This is a genomic window from Photobacterium sp. GJ3 (assembly GCF_018199995.1).
In the GTDB taxonomy this organism is placed as follows: Bacteria; Pseudomonadota; Gammaproteobacteria; order Enterobacterales; family Vibrionaceae; genus Photobacterium.
This window is the reverse complement of record NZ_CP073578.1, coordinates 3,249,489-3,274,087: the sequence shown is the minus strand read 5'-3', so window position 1 is coordinate 3,274,087 and position 24,599 is coordinate 3,249,489. Positions and strand designations below refer to the sequence as shown.

Here is a 24,599-nt window from a genome sequence, read left to right as displayed (position 1 = left end):
AGCATGGTCTTGACAAGATTTTAGAAGAAAGCAGGGTAGTACGATTGGCTGATGAAGTGATGAGAAGCATTCATAGACAGGGCCTTAAGAATCAAGCTTCTCGTGAATTACACCTAAGGTACTGTATTAAATGAATTTTTTGAGGTATTTATCATGACATTACAGTCGCCATGATATTATGACTGACCAAGTAAAAAAATATTATTTCTGTCTGTTTATAAAATACTCTTCCAGTTTGTATGTTGGAATGCATCCTGAATTGAATTTTATCGAAAATTCAGTGAATTAACAGGGTAAGATCATGAACGTTTTTTGCTCAATGCTAAGTGAAAATTGACCAAACGAACCAATTGTGATCTTATGCTCCTCTTTTGAGGAGTGGCCATGAATATCGATACCATCAAAGAACATTTCAGTATCATCTGTGACGAACGACAAAGCGCAAAAGTGGACTACCCTCTGTTTGATATTTTGTTTGGCTCGTCTGCGCCGTGATAGCCGGAGGCCAAGGCTGGACCGATATTCGCGAATACGTTCTTGGCCACCATGAGTGGTTTCTTAAACAGAATCTATTTGAAAAAGGGGTACCCGTTGATGATACCTTTGCTCGTTTGATTGCGAGTATAGATCCCGCTGAGTTTCGTGACTGCTTTCTTGCCTGGATGAAAGCGGTGCACAAGTTGACCTGTGGTGAGGTGGTTGCCATTGATGGCAAGACCTTACGCGGCTCCTATGACAGAGACGACAGGCAAAGCACCATCCATATGGTGAGTGCCTACGCCAGCGCCAACCAATTGGTATTGGGCCAACTCAAAACCGACAACAAGAGCAATGAAATCACCGCAATACCGGCGCTGATTACTTATTGGCGGTTAAGGGCAATCCGGGCAAGTTAGCGGCAGCCGTACAGACCGCTTTCGCCCCATACCGCCGCGCCCCAATAGAGAAGACCACGTGTCAAATTGAGAAGCAAAAGGGGCGGGTTGAAGCGCGTACTTGCCATGTATTGAATGCCAGTGAGCTGGAGGGGGACTTCTCCACTTGGAGCGGGCTGACCAGCATCGTGATGGTCGAAAACTACCGTGCGGCAAAAGGCAAAGAGCCAGAGTTGGAGTATCGCTACTATATAAGTTCAGCCGAACTGACCCCAGAGCAGGCCGGGAATGCCATCCGTGCCCACTGGGGTATTGAGTCAATGCACTGGATATTAGATGTGAGTATGCGAGAAGATGCTTGTCAGATTTACCGAGAAAACGCGGCTGAAAACCTGGCGGGGTTAAGGCACATGGCACTGAACATGCTCAGAGCTGAGCCAACCAAGATTAGCGTGCCGATGAAACAGAAACGTTGCATGATGAAACCCGCCTTTTTGGAGCAAGTCCTTGTGGCTGGATTTACGTCAATGGCTAAACCTTAACCATTCATGCGGACGCCCTGGAGTGTTGGGGCAGTAAAAGAGGGAGTTTATGAATTTACAGATACATCTGGTAGGCAATATGTCGGGCAGTCAGTTAATATTCCTAATCGCCTTAAGCAACATATTAAATCTGGTAATCTAGATTCAAGTCAGGAGGTGAAGACTACAGAAGTTTTAGGAGGGAAAACTGCAAGGGAATTATCAGAGCACAAACGTATTCAAGAAATTACTGGTGGTGTACCTGCTCGATTTTCTGATAAAGTTGATCCAATTAGCCTAAACAGGAGGCACTTACTTGAATAACAATAGTGAATATTTCATTGATGAGGCTGAAAATGGAATGGGGCGTTGTCTTGTATTAACAGATTCTTGGTCTGATAGCCTTAAATCAGTAATAGATAAAGAAAATATTTCTGTTCTGCGTCTAAGTAAATCTGCAGGTTGGAATGATAATGATATTTCCTTCATTAAGGCATTGCCTGAATTGAGAGGTGTGGAAATTTATTCTTGGGAGGTGAAAGATATATCTCCTTTAGAGAGTGTTAAAGACATTGAATATTTAGGGTTGCAATGTGAGTTTACAAAAGCACCTGATTTTTCAATGTTCAGAAATTTAAAGATATGTAAGGTTCAGTGGAGACCAAAAGCAAAAACAGTTCTTTGTTGTGAAGGTTTAAATCTCCTTAATATTATAAACTATCCACATGATAACCTGATGGATGTTCAAGCACTGTCTAATCTAAAATGTTTGCAAATAACTTCGAGAAAACTTGTGTCTTTATCAGGCGTTGAGAATCTTAAATATTTATCTATTCTAGATTTAGTTGACTGCCCTAAACTTGAAAATATTTCTAACATTGAGAAGTGTCAAAGTTTGCATGTAATGGAAATCGACAATTGTAAAAAAGTGTATGATGTATCTTCGATTGGTAAACTGGGAAAAGTGAAAAAAGTTATGTTGAATGATTGTGGAAACATTAACTCCTTAAGATCATTTGATAACTCTCAGTCACTAGAGAGTATATTTTTTATAGGTAATACCAATGTTGAAGATGGATATTTAACGTCATTGCTGGAAGTTCCTACTTTAAAGGAAATTCGGTTTAATGAGAGAAAGCATTATACTCATACATGGTCACAGGCTGAAGATGTTATTTCTTGACTAAAAAGTCTGTAATATAAACAACCATCTTACTTGTAATGGTTTTGGTTTTAATTTTCCGATAAATATAAACGGTGTTAATGATTTTGATATGCTTTAAATTATAAAGGGTTTTGGGATGAGCCCAAAAAGAAAGTGAAGAGAATCTATGTGATCTCAATGAAAGTTGAATACCTTTGAGGGCGAGTAAATTGTTTTATTGGTATATTCCTCAGGTGAATGTTGACTGAGGTCGCAGTATCTGGGGCGCCAAAAATCAGATCGTGGCAAAGTGCTATAGGGTGAAGTATCTTACGTCACCATGAACCCTTGAATCACAGTATGAGTGAGCCATGAAAACCATTCTCTTTCTATTATTTTTGATGAGCCCTGCCACCTGGGCGGCATGCAATAATATTGCCTGCTACGGTGTAGGGAAAGAAGTATTAACCCGAACCTACCTGGCATCCAGTGGTAACATCTATATTGGTGCACCAGAGGGAAAAGAAAACCTGAAGTGTGATCTTTTTGAAGGGCAATATATGACGCTGAAAATGAATCATTTGTTATATCGGGAGATTTATTCGACGATTCTGACAGGGATTGCAGCACAGAAATCACTGCAAATCAGAATTGTGGAGAACTCACCCGAGTGCGAAGTTTCTTACGTTACCATGACCCCTTAAATCATAGAATGAGCTGATTCATGAAATATTTTATTTTCCTGCTGTTTTTTCTCAGCCCGACCACCTGGGCAGCGTGTTATCCGAACCAGTGTCAGGGGGTAGGAAAAGATATACTGGTGTCTGTGTACCCGAGTAGTACGGGCAACATCTACCTGGAAGCACCCGCTGGCAAAGAGAAGCTGAATTGTAAGTTAGCGGAAGGCTATTACATGACGCTGAAGAACACACACCCCATTTTTGAAGTGATGTATTCGACCATCCTGACGGCAGTGTCGACTCAGAAAAAACTGACGGTCCGGATTGTTGAAAACTCGGAAGGTTGTGAAGTGATGTATGTTCGGATGTTTACGTAATTGGAGAACAATAATGAAAAAGTATATATATGCTGTTATTTCGGCTGCCATCGCGATGACATCGCTATCTGTGAATGCTGCCAGTCATTATATTTCAGGAAAAATCACCAATATAACTGCCATCGAAGGGGCGTTATTAGTGAAAGTTGAGAATCAAGCGATTCCTGAAAACTGTGCAGGGACGCCATATAACTGGATGAAAATCAAACAGGAAAATACGACGATGATCTCTGTGGTGTTAGCACAGTGGGCAGCGAATAATCGTGTTGCAACCATATATACATCCGGAATCGAATACCAGGGTGGCTACTGTATTGTCAATCAGGTTGATCCTGCAGGTTAATCAATTATAGGTTTTATGATGAAAAAAATATTATGCACATTATTTGGCTTGATTTCATTCTCTTCATCGGTGATGGCGAATCAAAGTGACCTTGAAATCAACCAGAGTTTTACGATCACGACAGTGTTTTCGGAAGGCACGACGACGGCGGGTTTTTATACCGCGGAAGGGATCAAGGATTGTCAATGGGGAATTATGTACTTAGAGCTGTCGACAGAATCGGGGAAAGCCATGTTTTCCCAGGTGCTCGCAGCAAAAAGTGCAGGGTTTAAAGTGATTCGGATTGACTACAAAAAGAACGAAAATGCCACGTGTACGGCGACGGGTCTTCATATCCGGTAAGGTTCATGATGCTTCAATCGATTTCAATAAAATAACTTATATTTAAGCCCGTAAGATGAATTACGGGCTATTCATTAATTCAGATAAATATCTTTAATTTTAAGCCAGGGACCTTCACAGCCTTCAATGGTGATTGTGACCGGTAAGTTTGCCGTTTTAGCCGCCAGAATCGCAGATTTAATCGCGTTATCTGCCATTCGCAGTCCTGCCCAACCATTGTTTTCCGGACATTGGTTATCTGACTTTGCTTTTGGGAAACCTTGCTTGAGCTGGACTGCGATAGCCCCTTCAGGATTGACAAAAACACGGCTGATGACACCCGTATCCTGACTATGCAAATGTGTCGCTGCGGATACTTGAAAGCAGATGGTTGTGAAAAATATCAGTGCTAAATATTTCATTAAAACCGAACCCTGTGTAAGTGGCGGGAATCTTTTCCATCAACGGTAGAGTCGGCATCTTTCGTACAAACGAAATCACCGGTTGCATTTTGCGCACGCATAGCAAGCACGATAGAAAGCAATTCTTTTTCAGTGGATTTGATATAACAGAACTCACCATTGCTTAAGCGAACCTGTGTACTGTTATTATTCCAAAAGCCGTAAATAAATCGAATCGACACTTGGGTATTCCACTGCCAGCCATCTCGAAACTCTGGTGCGTTTGCCAAAGCTGAAGTGCTCAATAACATCAGTAAAGATGTCAGACTCAATTTTATTTTGTTCACAGAAACTCCTTATAAGTAGTAAACACCAATAATCTTGCCCTGATCCTGTGGCGTGCAGTCTTCAAATCGGATGACTATCTTTTTATTCGACGTTTGTGCAGCCAACAATACAGAGACGATGGCATCGTATTTGGGGTGGGTTGGCGATAAATAATATCGTGCAGATGAACAGCCATGGGCAGCCAAATCAACAAATGTATTGCCATGTAAGTCATAAACATGGAAGTTCTTAGGCACACCTGCCGGGGTGGTCAAAGGTTCTGCGAATGCGCTGAAAGAAAAGACCAGTAAGAACAGAATGAATTTTTTCATGCTGTGAATTACCTCTGCTTTTTATTTGATGAGCTGAACGCTTCTGAGCTGACAGTAATTGTCATTCGAGCCGCTCCAGAATCGATCGGCATCATTCCATACCTGAAATCGTACCTTCTGGTTGGCAACATAAGCCGCCATCGACATTGAAAGAAGCCGATCGGCATATTCAGAATCTTTGATATAAACGCCGCCAGGGCATTCGGTCAGGCCTGTTGGCATACGAATTAAAGTATCTCCATCAACCGAAGGAACAACTTCTGCAATGCCCCAGCTGTAGATGCCTTGGATTTGTCCTGTTTGCGTGACAACAATTTCTGCAGAAACAGTATTAGAAATCAGCAGTAATAATGCTGCTGGGATCATGTTTTTCATTTGAATCATCCTGATGAAAATAGCTGGAAATTATATCAGGGCAATCAATCAAAAGATGAAAAGAAAATAAGGTTGACGATGAAAATGAGATGCGGACGATATTTCATCACAACACTGAAGCATCGTTGGGTGAATTTCAGAGCCTGTGGCACATAAAACACCCCAGCTGAGTTTCAGCCGGGGTGTTGGGGTGAATCAAGTTTATTGGCTGATTTGGATCAGCTTAACATCCACTGTTGTTTCATGGGTGTCTTTGTCGACTTCGCCCATGAGGGTGACTTCTGTGTCCGGGCCGACCTGACGATCGCCCCAAAGGTGATGATCAATTTCGACGATCATCTCGCCGGTGCTGTCTTTGAAACGGTATTCTTCGTCACCCAGCGAGGCAATGATGTGGCCGGTCAGGGAGACGCGGCTGTCATCTGCCGCTTGCATGGCCTGCGCCACCGTGGTTGGTGCGTTCTGAGTTTCATTCGGGCCGGTATAACCGCCCTGAGCTGCCATGGCTGTCAGAGGCAGGGCAAGGCTGATGAGTAACACGAGAATTGGATTCATGAGATTTTCTCCATTTGATATCAGACTGAGGACAACAGATGCGCTGCCATAACGTGCAGCAGGCGCTTATCCGGGTGCCTGTCACCCGCTGTCTCTTTATAAGATACGTGCCCGTTCGTGAAACTAACGTGAAATTCCTGAGAGAAAGGAAAAAAGTCCGCTGTGATTCAGGGGGTGTCAGACGACTGGCGCGCCATCCCGTGCCAGAGCATCTCGAATGAGGCTTGCCGACATGTCGGATCAGCGGCCAGAGCGGGCTGCTCGGTCATGAGGCCGACGGTTGCGAGAAACTGGCTGTGGCAGGCATTGAGGATCAGCGGGAGTGGCCATTCAGCGATGAGGCCGTCCTGCTGCGCCTGCCGGATCAATGCGGGCAGAATGGGTAAAGCCTGGCTCAACATGTCGTGCTGATGACTCAGCAGGTAGTGCGGATCGTTTGCCACCTGGCGCAGGAACTGAAACTGTTGCGGATGCGTCAGGCCCCAGTCGATGGCCGCGTGCCAGAGGTGCGCGAACTGTGCCTGAGTGCTCAGGCCTGGATCCGGTGGCAGCAGCACCTGTGACATGTCGGTTTTAATGCTCAGATACAGGGCCTCAACCAGGGCCTGCTTGCTGGCAAAGTGGTGGAACAGAGTGCCGTTGGCAACGCCTGCCGTTTTGGCAATTTTGGCCGTCGCCGTGGCCTGAATGCCGTGCTGGGTAAATAATGTCAGGGCGGCGTCGAGCAGTTGCTGTTTCTTATTGATGGTCATGAAATTCTGTTTGGATGTTGGGGAAAATCTGGCTCATTGAGAGCCAAAATCATACCAATCAAAGCCAATCAATGATCAGAAATAGCGCAGGAAAAATGCTTCGATGACCAGTGATTGACTGCGATTGGTATCATACAGGATCAGCGCAGGAAGAACGCCATCATGCGTGTTTGCAGGCGGGCTTTCCAGCCTGAATATGGCGGCGTGACCAGTTTGGCTGTGCTGATACGGCCGCGGGTCAGGACTGTTTTGGCTTTTGAGAAGGTCAGAAACCCTTCATAACCGTGATAATGGCCCATGCCGGACGGACCAATCCCCCCGAATGGTGCGTCGTCTGCGGCCACGTGGAACACGGTCTCGTTGATAGCCATCCCCCCGGCATGCACTTCCTGTTTCACCCGGGTTTGCAGATCGGGATCGAAACTCATCAGATACAGCGCCAGCGGGCGCGGTCGTTGCTGGATATATTGCAGCGCTTCATCGATGTGCTGATACGTGATCACCGGCAGCAGCGGTCCGAAGATTTCTTCCTGCATCAGCGTCAGGGTTTCCTGCGGATTGACCAGCAAATGCGGCACCATCCGGTGTTTCTGATCATCGCGGGCTTCGGCATGGGCCGGTTCTATCTGAACATCCTCCTGACGGGCTTCTTCCAGCCACTGACTCAGGCGATCAAACTGACGCTGATTCACCACAGAGGTGAAATCCTGACTGTGAACGCCTTGCGGATACATGGCGGCGAACTGTTTCTTGAACTCTGCGATAAAGGCCTGTGCTTTGCCGTCGGGCACCAGGACGTAATCGGGCGCGACGCAGATTTGCCCGGCATTGAGGCACTTCCCGAAGATCATGCGCTCAACGGCCAGAGAAATCTCGGCATCCGGTGCGATCAACGTGGGGGATTTTCCGCCCAGTTCCAGCGTAACCGGTGTGAGGTTGTCGGCGGCGGCCCGCATCACGTGGCGGCCCACGGCGGTTGAACCGGTGAACAGCAAGTGGTCAAAAGGCAACTGGGTAAAAGCGGCCGCAATGTCGGCTTCACCTTCCACCACAGTGACTTGCGTGTCATCAAACAGGCTGGCGAGCAGGGCAATCAGGACCTGATTGGTCGCAGGCGTGAATTCACTGAGCTTCAGCATGGCCCGGTTGCCGGCAGCCAGCGCAGGGATCAGCGGGCCGATGCTCAGCATGACCGGAAAGTTCCAGGGCACCACAATGCCAACGACACCGACGGGCTGGTACACCACTTCGACTTTGGCTGGCGCCAGCAAGAGTCCTGCATGACGTCGGGACGGACGCATCCATTTTTTCAAACGTTTGAGGGTGTAATTGATTTGGCCGACACAGGGCAGAATGTCGCTGATCAGCGTATCCTGATGACTCCGGTGTCCGAAATCTTTCGACAGTGCCTCGCACAAAGCATCCTGATTTTTGATCAGTGCGGCTTTGAGTTGCTTGAGCGCGCGGATCCGCTGGGACAGATCCGGCATCGGCGCTGCCAAATAGGCACTGCGCTGGCGATGAAAAAGGTGCTGCAGTTCGAAACTCGTCTTGTGTGCATGGGGCAAAGGGGCTGCGGTCATCTTGATCTCCTGTCGGGGTCTGGCCCGAAATCGGTCTCGCTCATCAATGTGAAGGGCGGAAGGTCAGCGGAATCAATCAACAAAAAAAACCGACTGACTAGTCGGTTTATCCTAGGCCGGAATGTCTCGGTTCGCAAGTCTTAGCGTTTGTGGCCGCTTTGCTCGGCATGGAAGATATGCAGAAAAGCATCGAAATAGTGTTGCAGCGCAGCGGCCTGATGGGGTTCGTCCAGTAAGGTCAGCAGTGCGATGCCCGTTTCACAGGTGCACAGATGCCCCGGTTGCTGATTGCGTCGCAATGCGTAACCCGAAAGCTGCTCCGGTTGCAGGCTCAGGCGTGGCAGGCAGGCGAGCCAGGGGCTTTTGCGCACCATTTTGCGGGCCTCCTGCCAGGTCGCATCCAGCAGAATAAACAGCGGTTTTTTATCTGTCGCTGCCTGAAAGGACACTGCCGGATGCTGATCATCGGCCGGAAATAACAGCCAGGGCTGCAGGGTGTCGTCGGCAAGCAGGTCAAGTAATGCCTGTGGCGGCTCGGTCCGGGACCAGCGGATCTGCTGACAGCCGGACAGGCTGCGTGCCATCAACTGACCGGTATTGGTGGCTTTGCCGAACTCTTTGTCGTGGGTCAGCAGAATGAAATGCCCCCGGCTGTGGAGTGTCGGCTGCGCATGGCAGATACAATTGAAACGAAAGCCGCAGTTCGGGCAGGAAGATTCGGTGCTCATGGAAGTCCGTTGCTGTGTTACTCTGCCGGTTATGGTACTGCCCAGACCCATAAAAATCACCAAAACAGGATGCACTATGGCTTATTGGCTCTTTAAAACCGAACCAGATACCTTTTCGATTGATACGCTGAAGCAACTCAAGGTGGGCTGCTGGGAAGGAGTACGGAACTATCAGGCCCGAAACATGATGCGTGATGAGGTGAAACTCGGCGATGAGGTTTTCATCTATCACTCTTCCTGTAAGGACATTGGCGTGGTTGGGATTGCGAAAGTCGTTCGGGAAGCGTATCCGGATCACTTTCAGTTTGACCCGGACAGTCCGTATTTCGACCCGAAATCGGATCCGGCGAACCCACGCTGGGTGATGGTCGACATCGAATATGTCCGACATCTGCGGCTGGTGCCGCTGAAGAAAATCAAAGCGAATGATGCGCTGCATGAAATGCCGCTGGTGCAACGGGGCAACCGGCTCAGCATCATGCCGGTCACGGCCCAGCAGTGGCAGGAAATTCTGCGGATGACGGGGCAGTTTTAAGGCACCGGTGTCGTGGTTGATTGTTTGAATATTCCCTCCCCTTGGCAAGGGTAGGGTTAGGGTGGGGTTCGAGCGGCGGGCGCGGATTTAGCGTTTGTGCCGTATAACCCCCTCCTAGCCTCCCCCTTGAAAAGGGGGAGGGATCGTATTGAGTTTGCTGAAACCACGAATATTCCCTCCCCTTGAAAAGAAAGCAGGGAAAGAGGCTTACAGTAGCTGTTCTGCCAGATAATGTGCGACGGCTTCATCGGCGCAGGAGCCAATCACATCATGCTCAGGCAGTGCCGCCATCACTTTGTGGTGCGCGGTGCCCATGACCAGTCCTTTCCCGGCCATGGTGAGCATTTCGACATCGTTCATGCCGTCGCCGAACGCAATACAGTCTTTCAGTGCATAGCCTTTGGCCTGCGCGACTGCCGCCAGCGCGTGACCTTTGGAGACGCCCGCGTCCATCACTTCCAGACACCAGGGCGTTGAAAAGGCAATGTTTGCCTGATCGCCAAAAGCGGCGCGGAACTTATCTTCCAGCACGACCAGTTTGTCATGGTCTTTGTCATCCCGGGTGAAGAAGACTTTGGCAACACCTTCCAGCGGCGGATTATCGACATCAAACAACTGATATGTGAAGCTTTCGTGGAAATCGCGTAAGTAGGGATCTTCCACATTCAGCAGCCAGTCGTCGTTGCGGTATAGATGAATGCGCAGTTCAGGGTCGTCTTTGGTCAGGGTCATCAGCGCCTGAATGATTTCCGGCTGAACGTCTTGCTGGAACAGGATTTCACCCTCACAGGTATGAACCCGGGCACCGTTCGACGTGATCATGTAAGCCGGGATTCCCAGCTGGGCGCGCATTTCGGCGACATCGACATGATGACGGCCGGTCGCAAACACAAAGTCTTTCCCTTGCTGATGCAGCTGTTGCAGCACCTCTTTGGTGAAGGGGGCAATTTTGTGGTCCGGGGTCAGCAGGGTTCCGTCGAGATCAGAAGCAACAATTTTATACATGGCACGTCTCTGTATGATTGGCCCAGGCTGCCTGACGCAGTCTGGGCGGGTAATTGAGTGTCCCATGCAGTGTAAACCAGAACGGGATCAAGAAAAGAGGCTAATCTGTTGTCGTGATTTTTTCCGCTATTTGGCGGGTTATCAATCAGTCTTATCCCACCTGACTGTTTGCCGTCAGCGTGGATGCCGCTTCTGTGCTGAAGTGGCTGAAATGGGCCAGAATTTCAGTGAGGGCAGGGCTGCGGTAGCGGTCTTGTTCAAACAGCACTTCATGCCGGGCTCCCTGAATGATACTGAGCCGGCATTGCTCGCCACCTTGCCGGACACGCTGACAGAACAGATTCTGTGCCCGGTTATCGACAATCTGGTCTTCACTGCATTGCAGGAGCAGCAATGGGGTCCGGATACCGTCTGCCTCAGCCACGGCCTGACGGGCTGCCGCCAGTGCCTGCCAGACCCAGCGGGAACTGGGGCCACCCAGTTTGAGTTCGGGCTGGTCTTCGTAGAGTTTTCGGAACCAGGCATACCGACACTGGCTCTGGCTGAGCGGGTTATCGGCGAAGGGTTTGGGATAATAAGGTGTTTGTCCCGGTGCATAGCCGGGCTGGCGCTGTAGCTGCTCTGCAACGCGGGCCAGCGGCGAGGCAATCGGCTTCATCCAATGGCTGATTTTAATGCCGTGCATCGGTGCGCTCAGCGCTGCGGCATCGAAGATATCCGGATGCCGGGCCAGATACAGACTGGCGACTGTGCCACCCATGGAATGCCCCAGGATGAATAACTGCCTGTAATTGGCGGGCAGGACCTGAGTTTCGATCAAGGTGTGCAGGTCACTGACATAATCGTCAAATTCTTCGACATGGCCCAATTGTGTATCTGCAGTCAAACGACCGGAGCAGCCCTGACCGCGGTGATCCAGCGCGTACACATCATAGCCCTGACGGGTCAGCTCCCAGCACAGTTCCTGATACTTATGAAAGCTTTCGATACGGCCATTGACCAGCACAATCGCTTTCTCACTGCTGAATCCGGTCAGGCTCATCCAGGCGATCGGAATGCCTGCCACACCGGCAAATGCTCCCTGATGCCGACGGGACCAGCAGGCGGCGACCGGGCCGGACATGGTATCCGTATATTCGGCTTCTGTACTGAGTGCTTCTTGGCTGAGGGTAAAGGCTTTACCTTGCATCATGGGAAGTTTGTCCAACATTTATCAGTGATGTCTGGCGGCATTCCAGAATTAGTAATATGTTCCAGTATAACGTAAAGTGTTGATGGTTTTGGGTGTGACATCAAAGCTGATGTCTTTCTACAATGTTATTGTCATCCATCTGACTTGGGTCATTAGTATTCCTGATATGTACGCTTATGTAGCACGTCAGCCAATCTTGAATCGCCAGCAGCGCACCGTCGGCTATGAGCTGTTGTTCCGCGATGGTGAACGGAATGCGTTTCCTCAGATTGAAGCGAACACGGCCACCAGTCGGCTTCTGGTGGAAAATTATATGGCCGTTGGGGATGATCTGGCGACAGCCAGTCAGCGAACCTTTATCAATTTTCCTCATGACAGCCTGGTCAAACTCATGCCCTTGCTGCTCCCCAGACAAAAAGTTGTGATCGAAGTGCTGGAAACCTGCACGCCGGATGATGAACTCTTGTCTGCGATTCGGCATCTGAATAAACAGGGCTACACCATTGCGCTGGACGATTATGAACTGGACCCGGCCTGGCAGCGCTTCTTGCCTTATGTTCACCTGATCAAGCTGGATCTCATCAAGCTGGGGTGTCAGCGGGCCTGTGAATTTGTTGCTCAGCAAAAAAGCCAGCGTCTGAAATTTCTGGCAGAAAAAGTTGAGACGCGGGAAGAGTTCGAGGCAGCCAAGTCGGCAGGCTTTCATCTGTTTCAGGGATACTATTTCAGTAAGCCAGAACTGCTGAAAAATCGTCAGGTGACGCCTGAAACTTTGACTACATTGCGATTGTTACGGGAAATCAGCCAGTCTCCGGTCGATTTTCAGCGGGTTGAACGGATTATTTCCAGCGATGTCTCTTTGTCGTACTTGCTCCTGCGGTACGTCAACTCAGCCGCCCACCGGACCCTGACGCCCATCGGGAATTTCAAACAAGCGCTGGTGTATCTGGGGGAAGAGAAAATCAAACTCTTTGTCTCCGTGGTGGCCGCGGCGCATGCTTCGATTCGCAAACCTCGCGAACTCTATGTTCTGTCGTTGCAGCGGGCGCGGATGTGTGAAGAACTGGCGCGGCGCAGTGGGGTGAAACTCAACAGCGATCAGGCTTTTCTGGCCGGGATATTTTCCCTGCTGGATGCGTTACTGGATAAACCCTTACCCAAACTGCTGGAGCTGTTACCGTTATCCGAAGATGTCCAAATCGCCTTGCTGAAACGGGAAGGGGAGCTGGGTGATATCCTGAATCTGCTGGATGCCTATGATAATGCCAACTGGGAAGTGACATCACATTACTGTGAAAAGTTGGGGGTGAAGGAGACGCAGGTGGCCAGTATTTATCACGAAACCTTACATTGGCTGACCAGTTACCAGATTCCGTATCAGAAATGACGGATGCACGGTGGAAAGGCTCAAAAGAGGAAAAAACAAACCGGGCTGTTGCCCGGTTTGTGATCAATGAGGCTGAGATTAGCCAGCAACGTTGTAGTAAGTTGCCGCACCCGGGCCGACCGGAATTCCCAGTACGAAAACCCAGACGTAGAACATCAGACTCCAGCCCACAACGAACACCATGGAGTATGGCAGCATGGTTGCGATCAGCGTACCCAGACCCAGATTCTTCTGGTAGCGGGTAGCAACGGCCAGGATCATCCCAAAGTAGCTCATCATTGGCGTGATGATGTTGGTGACTGAATCTCCAATCCGGTAAGCGGCCTGAATGGTTTCCGGCGCATAACCCACCAGCATCAGCATCGGCACGAAAATTGGTGCGGTCACGGCCCACTGCGCGGATGCAGAGCCGATCATCAGGTTGATGAAGCCACACATCAGAATGAAGGCAAAGAACAGCATTGGGCCAGTCAGGCCAATGGACTGCAGGAAGTCTGCGCCGCCCACGGCAAAGACCTGACCGAAGTTGGTCCACTTGAAGAAAGCCACAAATTGCGCCGCAAAGAAGACCAGTACAATGTACATCCCCATCGAAGACATGGATTTGGACATGGCATCAATCACATCGCGGTCTGTCTTCATGGTGCCAACCACTTTACCGAACACAAAGCCCGGAATGGCAAAGAACACAAAGATAAAGGCCACGATCCCTTTCAGGAACGGTGAGCCAGACACCAGACCGGTTTCCGGATGACGCAGAATACCGTTTTCAGGCACGATGGTCAGTGCCAGCAGGGCAGACACGGCCAGCATGGCCAGACCGGCGATTTTCAGACCTTTCTTCTCCAGATCGGTCAGTTTACCCATCTTGTCTTTGCTCAGATCGTCGCTGGCTTCTTCCACATTGTAAGTGCCCAGTTTCGGTTCGACGATTTTCTCGGTGACGAAGGCGCCCATGATGGTGATGGCAAATGTCGACGCAAACATGAAGTACCAGTTCACTTCCGGACCGACTTCATAAGTTGGATCGATCATCTGTGCAGCCGTCTGGGTGATACCGGACAGCAAAGGATCCACGGTACCCAGCAGCAGGTTGGCGCTGTAACCGCCGGAAACACCGGCAAAGGCTGCAGCCAGACCGGCCAGCGGGTGGCGTCCCAGTGAGTGGAACAGCATCGCAGCCAGCGGGATCAGCACCACATAGCCCAGTTCTGAAGCTGTGTTGGAAATGATACCGGCAAAGACCACCACCAGTGTGACCATCCGGCGGGATGCGCCCATCACCAGTCCACGCATTGCAGCAGAAAGTAAACCAGAGTGTTCTGCAATCGCGACGCCCAGCATGGCGACCAGAACTGTGCCCAATGGTGCGAAACCGGTAAAGTTTTTCACCAGATTGGCCACAATCATCTGCAAGCCTTCCGCATTCAGCAGGCTGACCACATGGATCAGGCCATCTGCTGCACGGCCTGGTGCGCCTTCAGGACGCGGGTCGGCAACAGAAACACCAAAGTAACCGGCGATACCGGAAGCAATCAGGATTGCCAGGCTGAAAAGTGCGAATAAGGTAATTGGATGTGGCAGCAGGTTACCCAGCCACTCAACCGTGTCGAGAAAACGCGTAAACAGCGTTTTTTTAGTATTCACTTGATTTTGTGAAGCACTTGAATGCATCACGACCTCCATTTTTTTTACGTCGTGTACCCGTCAATGGGCATCTTGTCGAGGCGGGAGGTTACGCTATTGTTAATGCATCAAACAATATAAATATGTGTCTAAATATTTCATTTGTGTATTTATTGTCTGGTTTGCCGCAATTTTAATGGGTTTTTATGTTGATAAAGGTGTCATGTGCGGCTCAAAAGGCTGATGATTATGCCTATTGTTGAATAATTGTGACAAATGTGCAGGCATTCATAGCTGTTTCTCTGGGCAAGTTAGGTGTTCAGAACGGGATGTTGATGTGACTGAAGTCACAGAAATGATGGGTTCATAATAAAACGCCATGCAAATTAGCAATTCATTAACATGAGCATGAGTGTCTGGCACTATGCTGGGAAACAGAGCGATGCGGGATGGAGCGGCCGGAGCCGGACTCGGAGAGGAGTGCATGAGAGAGAAGATCGTCTTTATTGATTTATTACGCTGTGTCGCTGCAACCGCTGTCGTGGTCATCCATGTGCTTGGTCCTTATCGGGAAATGCTGGGCGTGCTCCCGGACCACGCCTGGATCACGGCTGTCAGTTACAACAGCTTCAGCCGATGGGCTGTACCTGTCTTTATCATGATCACGGGCGCACTGATGCTCAGTGATCAGCGGCCCTTCGATTTGAACTATTACCTGCGCCGGCGCCTTGGCAAAGTCCTGATTCCTTTTATCGTCTGGTCTGTACTTTACGCGTTGCTTTCAGGAGCGACTGGATCCGGATTCCAGCCAGAGCTTGCGCTGTCCACGCTGGTGGCGATGCCGGTCCATGAAACCTATTACCACTTGGGCTTCTTTTATTACTTTATTCCGCTGTATCTGGTGATCCCTTTTTTTCAGGCGTGGGTGAAGCGGGCAGATGACACGGCTGTGAAAGGGGTGACGCTGGTCTGGATGGGACTCACCACTTTGTTCTTGTTTCATATGGATGGCCCATGGAGTGCTGAGCTGGTGCTTTACAGTGGCTATTTACTCCTGGGCTACACCATGCTTCGTTTTTCCTGTCCGACCCGTCGCTGGCTGCTGCCATTGGGGATCGCGGCTTTGCTTCTGACGGACTACATGGTCATCAGCGACAGCTTTGCGCAAGGGGAATATACGGTGGGACGCTGGCTGTCCTACAAAACCCTCAATACCGTGCTGATTGCGGCAATGGTTTTTGCCGTTTGCCGGTATCTGGCGGATCGGCTGGCAGAGCAGACGCTGTCCCGGCTGGCTTTCGTGAGCCGGTACAGTCTGGGGATTTACTTGTTGCACCCGCTGTTCCTCTGGCCGGTGCGGGCATTTGATTGGTATCCCATGCATCCGGCCGTGATGATTCCGTTCTGGACGGTGATTGCAGGCGGGCTGGCGTTGCTGATGAGCTGGGTACTCAGTCGCAGCCGTTTCACAGCCTGGCTGGTGCCCTGAAGCCGTTTCAGCGTTTCAGCGCAAAATGCAGAAATTGCTGGCCGCGATAGGTCAGTGTGCCCTGATCTCCGGGGGTCAGGGCATGAAAATAATGTGGACCGACCTGGAATTCACGCTTGGGTCCGCCTTTGAGTGGCTGAACGAACACCCAATAGGCTTCGGACTCCTGCCCGGGTTGGGCATCACTTAGCGTGATGCTTTGTTTATCGAGGATTTGTACGACTAACTGTCGCTCGACGGCGTTGGTGCCCGCCAGATGCCGACGGTAAATCAGGCTGAAGCTGGCTACCGCGAGCAACAGCAGGACAGCCAGGATCAGAAATGGGGTGAGGGTCATCGCGTTCTCCTTTTTGGCAGGCATTATGCGGAGACTGTGGAAGAATGTCTGTGATGGGCCTTTTGTTTGTATATGAACCGAACGGGGTTCAGGTTTGCAACTTGCTGATCTGCCTGTAAGGTTAAAAGAAAGTGTGGTCGACATGGCCGAATGTAGGAGTAGTCATTGGTGACAGAAATTGAGTTAGTGGTGAGCCGGAGCCGGCGGCTTGAGTATCTGCTGAAGCGTCATTATCACGCCGAAGGAAAAGGTCTGCACCAGTTGATCACCAGTTGTGAAGAGCGATTACCACACGAAATCATTCCTTCGCTGCGTTATGTTGCAACGATGCGCAATAAGGTGGTCCATGAAGAGGGGTTTGAACTGAATGTTCAGGGCTTCCGAAAAGCCTGCCGTGATTGCGAAAAAGAACTGACACCCAGAAGTACCCGTCGAGTCTGGGCTGTCGCCGTGTTGCTGGTGGTCGGGATGACCGCGCTCGCACTGTGGTTCTATTCGACGAACTGGCATCAGATTAAATTCAACCCATAGCGCAGGCTGGATGAGGGGGATGGAAACAAAAAAGGGGCTTCAGCCCCTTTTTTGTTAGAAATTCATTTTTTGCTTAATAAAGCACAGGCAGCAACATGAGACCGGCGACGACGGCGATCATAACAAGCCCTTGTTTTTGGGATGAAGATAACATGGTATTAGGCTCCTAAGCTGTTGCTGATGGGTTGATGGAAAAAGAATAGCACTTTTTTTATCTATTGATCAAAGCATGAGTGTGATATTTAGCGATAAATTTACTTTTACTTGTCATAAATTTTACTGATTGAGGGTGAAAGTCTGCCAAAAATGACGTGATGAAAAATTAAACACGATTGTATTTGAACGTGTTGGTGTTACTTATCTTATTGTTTTTGTTTTATTTTTATTTATTTTTGGGTGTTGTTTATTTCAGCTTGATGCATTTGTTAGGTTTTTTAAGGCTTAACAGCCATACTGTGGTGGGATCTGACTTTTTTCTGTCATTTTATTACTGTTTTCTCCTTCGGGTGTGCCTTTTTGGCGGTGATGGCCTTGTTGAAAGGGCTGAAAACGTCATGATTCTCATCATGATTGTAACTTTGTTAGATAAATCTAATTCGAGCGACGTTGAACGGTTCCAGAGGGTAAGTTTTGGTTTAACTTGTTGTTTATTATTGTGATTTATCGGTTGTTGTGTTCGGGTTGCTGCGATAAATCAGAAGGGTTTTATGGGCATGGGAACGGTTTTTTCTCTACTTGGTCTTCACTTCGGCTTCTAAGTAATGATGACAGCATTTTTCAGCCTGCGGCTCACATTTTCAGGAATAAAACGAGCCACATTGACAGAAAATAAGCCCTTTAAGAATAAGTCACATGAAAGTGTGATAGATCACAGAGGTGAGAATTGGCCGGATTTCTGAGGGCTCCGGGCTAGACAATCCGCTGGGGGTTTTTACACTGTGACTGCTTTGATAACTCTGGTGAACGTATGTGGGTCTGGTTAGCCGTCTCTTTTTCTGCATTGCTGCATATTAATGCCGCCTATCGTGGCCCTCAGTGGCAATTTTATCTGTTCAAACCGCTGACGATTGTCTTACTGCTGGCAACAACCATCCAGTTTGGCTCCAGCGATCTGTATCAGAAGCTTATCATTGCCGGTTTACTGTGTTCTGTGGTGGGAGACATCTGCCTGATGTTGCCGAAAGACAGGTTTGTCGCTGGTTTGGCGAGTTTCCTGCTGGCACACGTCATTTATTCTGTAGCTTTCTGGGGAGAGCTTGCCGGACCGATTGTCTGGTGGCTGCCAGCTTTACTGGGGGGCGCAGGCATTATCGTTTATCTGCTGCTGTTGCCCTCTCTGGGTCGATTGGCAGTGCCTGTTGCGGTTTACATTGCCGTGATTCTGCAAATGACCTGGGCAGCAGGAGAGTACTGGCTCACCACCAGAACCGGCGCGGGACTGGCTGCGTTTGCAGGTGCGTTGATTTTTCTGATCTCCGATACCTTGCTTGCACTGGATCGATTCCGGGGCAGGTTTGCGGCGGCGACGGGAGGTATTATGACGACTTATTATCTGTCTCAGGCTTTGCTGGTGATCAGCGTGCTGCTCCGCTGAGACGAGTCGAAGAAGGAATGTCTGATGACCTCACCCTGGCAGCAAATTTATCATGCAGGTAACGCACTTGAAGCGCACCTGGTCAAAGGCATGCTGGAGCACGCGGGCATTGATGTCCGGTTGACCGGAGAGAATCTCAGTGCTGCGGCAGGTGAATTGCCTGCAGATGTGGTCCAGGTCGCGCTCTGGGTGCAGGAGAAGGATGTGTCCAGAGCCAGCCAGTTAGTGATGGGTTACGAACAGGGTGGGTTCACCCCATGGCGCTGCCCGGCCTGCGGAGAATTGAATGAAGGGCAGTTTGACTGGTGCTGGCAATGCAGCACGGACAAACCTGAGTCAGCCTGAAGCGATGGCCTGCCGCGCGCCCTGCAGTCATCAAAAAAGGGTGCCTGGCGGCACCCTCAAATCTTTGCAATGGTCTTACATCATATGTTTGCGGCGAATATCCAGCAGCGCAAAGATACCAAAGATCAGAATGGACCACTTTTCCCACCGGCTCAGTGATAACTTGTCCCCAAATGCGCCAATAAAGATCAACATTTGCAGGCCATGCATCGCCAGCAAAAAGGCGGTCATGATATAGAGTGCAATGGCTGCAACACCGGGGAAAGGGTGGAACAGGTTGAGCAGTAACACGGCCCAGACAAAGCCAATGGCAATCTTGGCAAGTAAAATCAGCGTTTTCATGGTTTCTCTCTCTGATACAGGCGGTAGCAAACCTGGCCTGCTGTTTTTTCTTTCAGCAATTGCCAGTGCGTTGGAGTGTCTGGCGAACCGAGTTCTTTTTCGGCTTCCAGGTAAATCAGGGCATGGGGCATCAGCCAGCCGTTTTCTTCCAGCAGACGGATGACTTCCGGCAGCAGATCACGGCGAAATGGCGGATCGATGAAGACCAGATCATACGCGGTTCCGGGCTTTGCCAGATACGCCAGAGAATCGGTCTGATGCAAAATTGTGTTGTCTGAACCCAGCGTGTCCAGGTTGCGTTTCAGCTGATTGGCGGCCTGCGCATCCAGTTCTAACAGCGTCAGTTGTCCGGCGCCACGTGACAGGGCTTCCAGACCCAGACTGCCGCTGCCAGCGAACACATCCAGACAGGTCGCTCCGTGGATCTCAGGGGCCAGCCAGTTGAAGACGGTTTCTTTCACCCGGTCGGTTGTCGGACGAAGCCCGGCGACATCGTGGACGGGCAGTTTTCGTCCCCGCCAGCGGCCACTGATAATTCTTACAAAGCCTCCCGGACTGGGTTTGTTAGGCTTTTGTCCGGATTGTGTCTTACGTCTTGTCATACATTTCTTCGACCGTAGAGAAAGTGATAGTATACATGGGCCTGATTATCTTTGTGTTTGTGCCTGACGGTGCACCACAAGCCCAAAGATAAACAGGCCATTTATTTTCAGGCCGCAAATTGTACCAATCAATTTCCAGGATTTGCCAATGGCAGAAAAAAAGAAGCGCGGATTATTTTCATGGCTGGGGTTTGGCGCTGAAGAGCAAACCGAGTCGCAGGCACAGCAAAAAGAATCACAGCAGCAGGACGCCGCCAGTCCTGCAGATTCCGAACAGCATGAAACCGAACAGCAGGCAGCGCAGACTGAGTCTGATACCGCGACGGAGCAACTCCTTCAATCCGACACCGTTGCTGAAGAGGTGCAGGCGAAGCATGACGCTGAACCTGAGCTCCCGGAGCAAAGTGCCCATCTGGATGTGGAAGCTGCAACCCAGTCGCATCAAGCCGAGGAAAACTCTGAAGCATCACAGGTCAACATCGAAGCGGTGACAGACGCAGCGCCTGAGAAAGCGCAGGCTGAGCCTGTCGTTCCGGTATCCTCTGAACCGGCTGTGCAGGATAAACCGCAGCGTGAGGGCTTTTTCAGTCGGCTGATGAAAGGACTGAAGAAAACCCGAAACAATCTGGGTTCGGGTTTCTTCGGACTCTTCCGGGGTAAACAAATCGACGATGATTTGTTTGAAGAGCTGGAAGAGCAATTGCTGGTGGCCGATGTCGGCATGGATACCACGCTGAAAATTATTGAAAACCTGACGGAAAAAGCCGACCGCAAACAGCTGAAAGATGGTGAAGCCCTGTATGGCTTGCTGAAAGATGAGCTGGGCGACATGCTGGCAAAAGTTGAGCAGCCACTGGTGATTGATACCAGCCGCAAACCTTATGTCATTCTGATGGTTGGCGTGAACGGGGTGGGGAAAACCACCACGATTGGCAAGCTGGCCAAACAGTTCCAGAGTCAGGGTCACTCTGTGATGCTGGCTGCGGGCGATACCTTCCGTGCAGCAGCGGTAGAGCAGCTGCAGGTATGGGGCGAGCGCAACAATGTACCGGTTGTGGCGCAGCACACCGGGGCGGACAGTGCATCGGTGATTTACGATGCGATTGAATCGGCCAAAGCCCGGAACGTGGATGTGGTGATTGCGGACACCGCAGGCCGCCTGCAAAACAAAGGCAACCTGATGGAAGAGCTGCGCAAGATTGTTCGTGTCATGCAGAAAATCGATCCACAGGCGCCGCACGAAATTATGCTGACTGTGGATGCCGGAACGGGCCAGAATGCGATCAGTCAGGCTAAATTGTTCAGTGAAGTGGCACCAGTGTCTGGTATTACCCTGACAAAGCTGGATGGCACTGCAAAAGGTGGTGTAATTTTCGCCATCGCAGATCAATTTAATATTCCCATCCGCTACATTGGTATCGGAGAAGGCATTGAAGATTTGCGTCCGTTTGCCGCTCAGGAATTTATTGAGGCACTCTTTAGCGACGAGGAATAAACGTGATTCGGTTTCAGCAGGTCAGTAAAGCATACCGGGGGGCCGGCAAGCCCTGCAAAAAGTGGATTTTCATCTGGGTAAAGGTGAGATGGCTTTTCTTACCGGACATTCCGGTGCCGGGAAAAGCACGCTGCTGAAGTTGATTGCGGCGATCGAGCGGCCAAGTGATGGCCGCATCTATTTTAACGATCACGACATCACCCGGATTGACCGCCATCAGATCCCATTTCTGCGGCGTCATATCGGGATGATTTTTCAAGACCACAGATTGCTGATGGATCGCACCGTGTTTGACAACATCGCCCTGCCGTTGCAAATCACACAGTCTGCACCCGGTGATATCAAGCGCCGGGTTTCTGCGGCACTGGATAAGGTCGGTTTGCTGGATAAGGCGCAGTGCCTGCCAATCCAGCTGTCCGGTGGTGAACAGCAGCGGGTCGGCATTGCCAGAGCCGTGGTGAATAAGCCGTTGGTGGTTCTGGCGGATGAACCGACCGGGAATCTGGATGCTGATCTGTCTCAGCAAATGATGGGCTTATTCGCGGAATTTAACCGGGTGGGTGTGAGTGTCCTCATGGCCACGCACGACACCTCTTTACTGAGCCGTCACACCTATCGTCGGCTGGATCTGCACAACGGCATGATGCGAGAGGTCGCTTATGGCGCGTGAATCCCAAAGCTGGCTGACGATTCAGCGTCAGGTCGGTAAGCAAACACTCACTGATTTATGGCGACGCCCGCTGGGGAATGTCCTGACCCTGGCAGTGCTGGCCTTTGCGCTGACGCTGCCGTCCTGCTTTTATCTGGCTGCGAAAAATATCAGTATCGTGAGTGCAGCCTGGCAAAACCCCACGCAACTGACGGTGTATCTGAGGGAAGGCACCCGCGACAGCGAAGCCAGACAATTACAGGAAAGCATCGCCAGTTGGGCGGAAGTCAGCCAAGCTGAATATATCTCCCCCGAGCAGGGATTGGATGAGTTTCGCGAGCATGCTGGGTTCGCTCAAGCGTTAAGCTTGCTGGATGAAAATCCACTCCCCGCAGTGCTGGTGATTAAACCCATCGACGCGTGGCAAAGCACGGTTCAGGCAACTGTGCTGGCGGAGAAACTCAGTGAGCAATCGGGTGTGGATGATGTCCGGCTGGACAGCGATTGGTTGCAGCGGCTGGATGCGATTAAACAGCTGAGTGTGTCACTGGCCATGCTGATGGCTGTTCTGATGTTGCTGGCTGTTTTTCTGATTGTTGGCAATACGCTGCGACTTCAACTGCAAAACCAGAAAGATGCCGTGCAGGTGATGAAGCTGGTTGGGGCAACCAACCGCTATATTCTGCGGCCATTTTTGTATACCGGGGCCTGGTATGGTCTGTTGTCTTCTCTGGCGGCGTTAGTGCTGACTGCGCTGGTTTGCCTGATGCTGGAAGGCGCCGTTGATAAACTGGCGGCACTCTATGGTAGCGACTTCCATCTGATCGGGCTGGCGTGGGATGAGTGTCTCCTGCTGATCATGCTCTCCTCCCTGCTTGGTGTGCTGGCTGCCCGCCTTTCTGCCGGGAGGCACTTAAAAGAAATTGAACCAATCTGACGTTTCACACTCTATGTATTGGTCATGTTGCTTGCAATTTGGCCATCATTAGAGGCATTATTGTCGGTCAGGTAACGTGTTTGTTACCTGATTTGATCTGAAAGACCTGAGTACAAGACTCGGGCAATCCAATCCACAGGGGTTACTGAATGACAAAAGAGATGACTTCATTAGCTTTAGTTTCTGCAGACAGTCTGGACAGCTATATCCAGTCCGTGAACGGCTATCCGATGTTGACGGCTGAGCAGGAGCGTGAGTTAGCTGAGCGTCTGCATTATGAAGGCGATATTGAGGCTGCACGCGGTCTGGTATTGTCTCACCTGCGTTTTGTGGTCCATGTTGCCCGTGGCTATACCGGTTATGGTCTGCCGATGGCAGATTTGGTGCAGGAAGGAAACATCGGTTTGATGAAAGCCGTCAAACGCTTCAACCCTGAAGTGGGTGTGCGTCTGGTTTCCTTTGCCGTGCATTGGATCAAAGCTGAAATTCATGAGTATGTGCTGCGTAACTGGCGGATTGTCAAAGTGGCGACCACCAAGGCACAACGGAAACTCTTCTTCAACCTGCGTAAGTCAAAGAAACGTCTGGGTTGGTTTAACAACGAAGAAGTGGCAATGGTTGCCGAACAACTGGGTGTCGAAAAGAGTGAAGTGCGCGAGATGGAATCCCGCCTGGCGGCACAGGATGCTACTTTCGATATGCCGGTCGATGAAGACGATCGCGACAGCAGCTACATGGCGCCTGTGTTTTTCCTGGAAGATAAGTCTTCAGATGTGGCGCAAAGCTTTGAAGAAAATAACTGGGAAAACCATGCCAACAATCGTCTGTCTCTGGCGTTGTCGAACCTTGACGATCGGAGCCAGCACATTGTCCGCTCCCGTTGGTTAGATGATGAGAAAGCCACATTGCAGGATCTGGCTGACCATTATGGCGTCTCGGCTGAGCGGATCCGCCAGCTGGAAAAGAATGCGATGCGTAAGCTGAAAGATGCAGTAGGCGACGCGTTCTGATGATCTTGTTCAGGCAAGATCTCGGATACATGCAGGATCCCGCCTGAATCTGGATTTTCTATCCACAAAGTTATTGTATGAAAAAACCGGCCAAGGGCCGGTTTTTTTGTGTCTGAAGTCAGGCAGGACGTGAGTTGAAGGCGAACAGTGTATTTTCAGCGCGATGCATGCTTGATATTATCCACAGGCTTTGATCGGATCCTCACTAC

Annotated in this window: 29 protein-coding genes and 2 pseudogenes; 17 read left to right on the top strand and 14 right to left on the bottom strand. The window is 50.2% G+C overall.

The genetic code is table 11. From position 1 onward, the window contains the following. Nucleotides 1-384 precede the first annotated feature (384 nt). From KDD30_RS15260 to KDD30_RS15230, 7 genes and pseudogenes are all read left to right on the top strand, one after another. A pseudogene (locus KDD30_RS15260) lies at nucleotides 385-1,411 on the top strand (ISAs1 family transposase); the annotation flags it as partial. 12 nt (nucleotides 1,412-1,423) lie between these two features. Then, complete coding sequence (locus KDD30_RS15255; RefSeq protein ID WP_211646588.1) at nucleotides 1,424-1,720, top strand: GIY-YIG nuclease family protein; 297 nt, start codon at nucleotides 1,424-1,426, stop codon at nucleotides 1,718-1,720. Beyond that, a complete protein-coding gene (locus KDD30_RS15250) occupies nucleotides 1,713-2,579 on the top strand; it encodes a hypothetical protein (protein WP_211646587.1) in 867 nt (288 codons plus the stop codon). Before KDD30_RS15255 ends, KDD30_RS15250 begins: the two co-directional genes overlap by 8 nt. A 332-nt stretch (nucleotides 2,580-2,911) precedes the next feature. Next, a complete protein-coding gene (locus tag KDD30_RS15245) occupies nucleotides 2,912-3,244 on the top strand; it encodes a hypothetical protein (protein ID WP_211646586.1) in 333 nt (110 codons plus the stop codon). 20 nt (nucleotides 3,245-3,264) lie between these two features. Beyond that, entirely contained in the window at nucleotides 3,265-3,597 is a 333-nt protein-coding gene (locus KDD30_RS15240) for a hypothetical protein (protein ID WP_211646585.1), read from the top strand. 13 nt (nucleotides 3,598-3,610) lie between these two features. Further along, nucleotides 3,611-3,940 (top strand): hypothetical protein, encoded by a 330-nt coding sequence (locus KDD30_RS15235; protein ID WP_249199160.1) that lies wholly within the window; start codon nucleotides 3,611-3,613, stop codon nucleotides 3,938-3,940. A gap of 18 nt (nucleotides 3,941-3,958) precedes the next feature. Further along, a complete protein-coding gene (locus KDD30_RS15230; protein ID WP_211646584.1) occupies nucleotides 3,959-4,282 on the top strand; it encodes a hypothetical protein in 324 nt (107 codons plus the stop codon). Between the two features lie 74 nt (nucleotides 4,283-4,356). On the opposite strand, the gene KDD30_RS15225 is transcribed toward KDD30_RS15230, so the two are convergent. The 8 genes from KDD30_RS15225 to KDD30_RS15190 form a co-directional block, all read right to left on the bottom strand. Further along, nucleotides 4,357-4,683, bottom strand: a complete 327-nt coding sequence (locus KDD30_RS15225; RefSeq protein ID WP_211646583.1) for a hypothetical protein — start codon at nucleotides 4,681-4,683, stop codon at nucleotides 4,357-4,359. Continuing rightward, nucleotides 4,683-5,009 carry a hypothetical protein gene (locus KDD30_RS15220; RefSeq protein WP_211646582.1) on the bottom strand — a complete coding sequence of 109 codons (327 nt, stop codon included), beginning with the start codon at nucleotides 5,007-5,009 and terminating at the stop codon, nucleotides 4,683-4,685. The genes KDD30_RS15225 and KDD30_RS15220 overlap by 1 nt, the downstream gene beginning before the upstream one ends. 9 nt (nucleotides 5,010-5,018) lie before the next feature. After that, nucleotides 5,019-5,321 (bottom strand): hypothetical protein, encoded by a 303-nt coding sequence (locus KDD30_RS15215; RefSeq protein WP_211646581.1) that lies wholly within the window; start codon nucleotides 5,319-5,321, stop codon nucleotides 5,019-5,021. Nucleotides 5,322-5,342: 21 nt separating this feature from the next. Further along, complete coding sequence (locus KDD30_RS15210) at nucleotides 5,343-5,696, bottom strand: hypothetical protein (protein ID WP_211646580.1); 354 nt, start codon at nucleotides 5,694-5,696, stop codon at nucleotides 5,343-5,345. A gap of 201 nt (nucleotides 5,697-5,897) precedes the next feature. Then, entirely contained in the window at nucleotides 5,898-6,251 is a 354-nt protein-coding gene (locus KDD30_RS15205; RefSeq protein WP_211646579.1) for a NirD/YgiW/YdeI family stress tolerance protein, read from the bottom strand. A 167-nt stretch (nucleotides 6,252-6,418) separates the two neighbouring features. Continuing rightward, the gene (locus KDD30_RS15200) at nucleotides 6,419-7,003 is read right to left on the bottom strand and encodes a TetR/AcrR family transcriptional regulator (protein ID WP_211646578.1); all 585 of its coding nucleotides are present in this window, start codon (nucleotides 7,001-7,003) and stop codon (nucleotides 6,419-6,421) included. Between the two features lie 140 nt (nucleotides 7,004-7,143). Beyond that, a complete protein-coding gene (locus KDD30_RS15195; RefSeq protein ID WP_211646577.1) occupies nucleotides 7,144-8,586 on the bottom strand; it encodes a coniferyl aldehyde dehydrogenase in 1,443 nt (480 codons plus the stop codon). A gap of 140 nt (nucleotides 8,587-8,726) precedes the next feature. Then, nucleotides 8,727-9,314 carry a tRNA-uridine aminocarboxypropyltransferase gene (locus KDD30_RS15190; RefSeq protein WP_211646576.1) on the bottom strand — a complete coding sequence of 196 codons (588 nt, stop codon included), beginning with the start codon at nucleotides 9,312-9,314 and terminating at the stop codon, nucleotides 8,727-8,729. Nucleotides 9,315-9,390: 76 nt separating this feature from the next. On the opposite strand from KDD30_RS15190, the gene KDD30_RS15185 reads away from it, so the two are divergent. Beyond that, a complete protein-coding gene (locus tag KDD30_RS15185) occupies nucleotides 9,391-9,849 on the top strand; it encodes an EVE domain-containing protein (RefSeq protein WP_211646575.1) in 459 nt (152 codons plus the stop codon). Between the two features lie 207 nt (nucleotides 9,850-10,056). Here KDD30_RS15185 and KDD30_RS15180 read toward each other — a convergent pair whose 3' ends face one another. Together KDD30_RS15180 and KDD30_RS15175 are read right to left on the bottom strand one after the other, a co-directional pair. Continuing rightward, the gene (locus tag KDD30_RS15180) at nucleotides 10,057-10,854 is read right to left on the bottom strand and encodes a Cof-type HAD-IIB family hydrolase (protein WP_211646574.1); all 798 of its coding nucleotides are present in this window, start codon (nucleotides 10,852-10,854) and stop codon (nucleotides 10,057-10,059) included. A gap of 151 nt (nucleotides 10,855-11,005) precedes the next feature. After that, entirely contained in the window at nucleotides 11,006-12,046 is a 1,041-nt protein-coding gene (locus tag KDD30_RS15175) for an alpha/beta fold hydrolase (RefSeq protein ID WP_371826050.1), read from the bottom strand. 166 nt (nucleotides 12,047-12,212) lie between these two features. Between KDD30_RS15175 and KDD30_RS15170 the strand changes: the two genes are divergently transcribed. Next, entirely contained in the window at nucleotides 12,213-13,433 is a 1,221-nt protein-coding gene (locus KDD30_RS15170) for an EAL and HDOD domain-containing protein (protein ID WP_211650075.1), read from the top strand. Nucleotides 13,434-13,511: 78 nt separating this feature from the next. Here the strand turns inward: KDD30_RS15170 and KDD30_RS15165 are convergent, their stop codons facing one another. Beyond that, nucleotides 13,512-15,107: an AbgT family transporter gene (locus KDD30_RS15165; protein WP_211646573.1), complete on the bottom strand. Its 1,596-nt coding sequence runs from the start codon at nucleotides 15,105-15,107 to the stop codon at nucleotides 13,512-13,514. A gap of 436 nt (nucleotides 15,108-15,543) precedes the next feature. Between KDD30_RS15165 and KDD30_RS15160 the strand changes: the two genes are divergently transcribed. Beyond that, a complete protein-coding gene (locus KDD30_RS15160; protein WP_211646572.1) occupies nucleotides 15,544-16,548 on the top strand; it encodes an acyltransferase in 1,005 nt (334 codons plus the stop codon). A gap of 7 nt (nucleotides 16,549-16,555) precedes the next feature. Here the strand turns inward: KDD30_RS15160 and KDD30_RS15155 are convergent, their stop codons facing one another. After that, nucleotides 16,556-16,885, bottom strand: a complete 330-nt coding sequence (locus tag KDD30_RS15155) for a DUF2500 domain-containing protein (protein WP_211646571.1) — start codon at nucleotides 16,883-16,885, stop codon at nucleotides 16,556-16,558. 168 nt (nucleotides 16,886-17,053) lie between these two features. Between KDD30_RS15155 and KDD30_RS15150 the strand changes: the two genes are divergently transcribed. The 3 genes from KDD30_RS15150 (at nucleotide 17,054) to KDD30_RS15140 (ending at nucleotide 19,355) form a co-directional block, all read left to right on the top strand. Then, the gene (locus tag KDD30_RS15150; RefSeq protein WP_211646570.1) at nucleotides 17,054-17,416 is read left to right on the top strand and encodes a DUF4145 domain-containing protein; all 363 of its coding nucleotides are present in this window, start codon (nucleotides 17,054-17,056) and stop codon (nucleotides 17,414-17,416) included. A 967-nt stretch (nucleotides 17,417-18,383) separates the two neighbouring features. Further along, the gene (locus KDD30_RS15145; protein WP_211646569.1) at nucleotides 18,384-19,010 is read left to right on the top strand and encodes a lysoplasmalogenase; all 627 of its coding nucleotides are present in this window, start codon (nucleotides 18,384-18,386) and stop codon (nucleotides 19,008-19,010) included. Between the two features lie 24 nt (nucleotides 19,011-19,034). Continuing rightward, a complete protein-coding gene (locus KDD30_RS15140; protein ID WP_211646568.1) occupies nucleotides 19,035-19,355 on the top strand; it encodes a DUF2007 domain-containing protein in 321 nt (106 codons plus the stop codon). 75 nt (nucleotides 19,356-19,430) lie between these two features. Here KDD30_RS15140 and KDD30_RS15135 read toward each other — a convergent pair whose 3' ends face one another. Beyond that, nucleotides 19,431-19,697 (bottom strand): DUF1145 domain-containing protein, encoded by a 267-nt coding sequence (locus KDD30_RS15135; RefSeq protein ID WP_211646567.1) that lies wholly within the window; start codon nucleotides 19,695-19,697, stop codon nucleotides 19,431-19,433. After that, nucleotides 19,694-20,299 carry a 16S rRNA (guanine(966)-N(2))-methyltransferase RsmD gene (gene rsmD / locus KDD30_RS15130; protein WP_211646566.1) on the bottom strand — a complete coding sequence of 202 codons (606 nt, stop codon included), beginning with the start codon at nucleotides 20,297-20,299 and terminating at the stop codon, nucleotides 19,694-19,696. Before rsmD ends, KDD30_RS15135 begins: the two co-directional genes overlap by 4 nt. A gap of 148 nt (nucleotides 20,300-20,447) precedes the next feature. Here rsmD and ftsY point away from each other — a divergent pair, with 148 nt between their 5' ends. The 4 genes and pseudogenes from ftsY to rpoH all read left to right on the top strand — a co-directional run bounded on the left by ftsY (nucleotide 20,448) and on the right by rpoH (nucleotide 24,390). Beyond that, a complete protein-coding gene (gene ftsY, locus KDD30_RS15125; protein WP_211646565.1) occupies nucleotides 20,448-21,794 on the top strand; it encodes a signal recognition particle-docking protein FtsY in 1,347 nt (448 codons plus the stop codon). 2 nt (nucleotides 21,795-21,796) lie between these two features. Then, nucleotides 21,797-22,464 (top strand): annotated as a pseudogene (gene ftsE / locus KDD30_RS15120) (cell division ATP-binding protein FtsE). After that, nucleotides 22,454-23,380 (top strand): permease-like cell division protein FtsX, encoded by a 927-nt coding sequence (gene ftsX / locus KDD30_RS15115; protein ID WP_211646564.1) that lies wholly within the window; start codon nucleotides 22,454-22,456, stop codon nucleotides 23,378-23,380. The pseudogene ftsE and the gene ftsX overlap by 11 nt, the downstream one beginning before the upstream one ends. A gap of 149 nt (nucleotides 23,381-23,529) precedes the next feature. Continuing rightward, nucleotides 23,530-24,390: an RNA polymerase sigma factor RpoH gene (gene rpoH / locus KDD30_RS15110; RefSeq protein WP_211646563.1), complete on the top strand. Its 861-nt coding sequence runs from the start codon at nucleotides 23,530-23,532 to the stop codon at nucleotides 24,388-24,390. Nucleotides 24,391-24,599 lie beyond the last annotated feature (209 nt).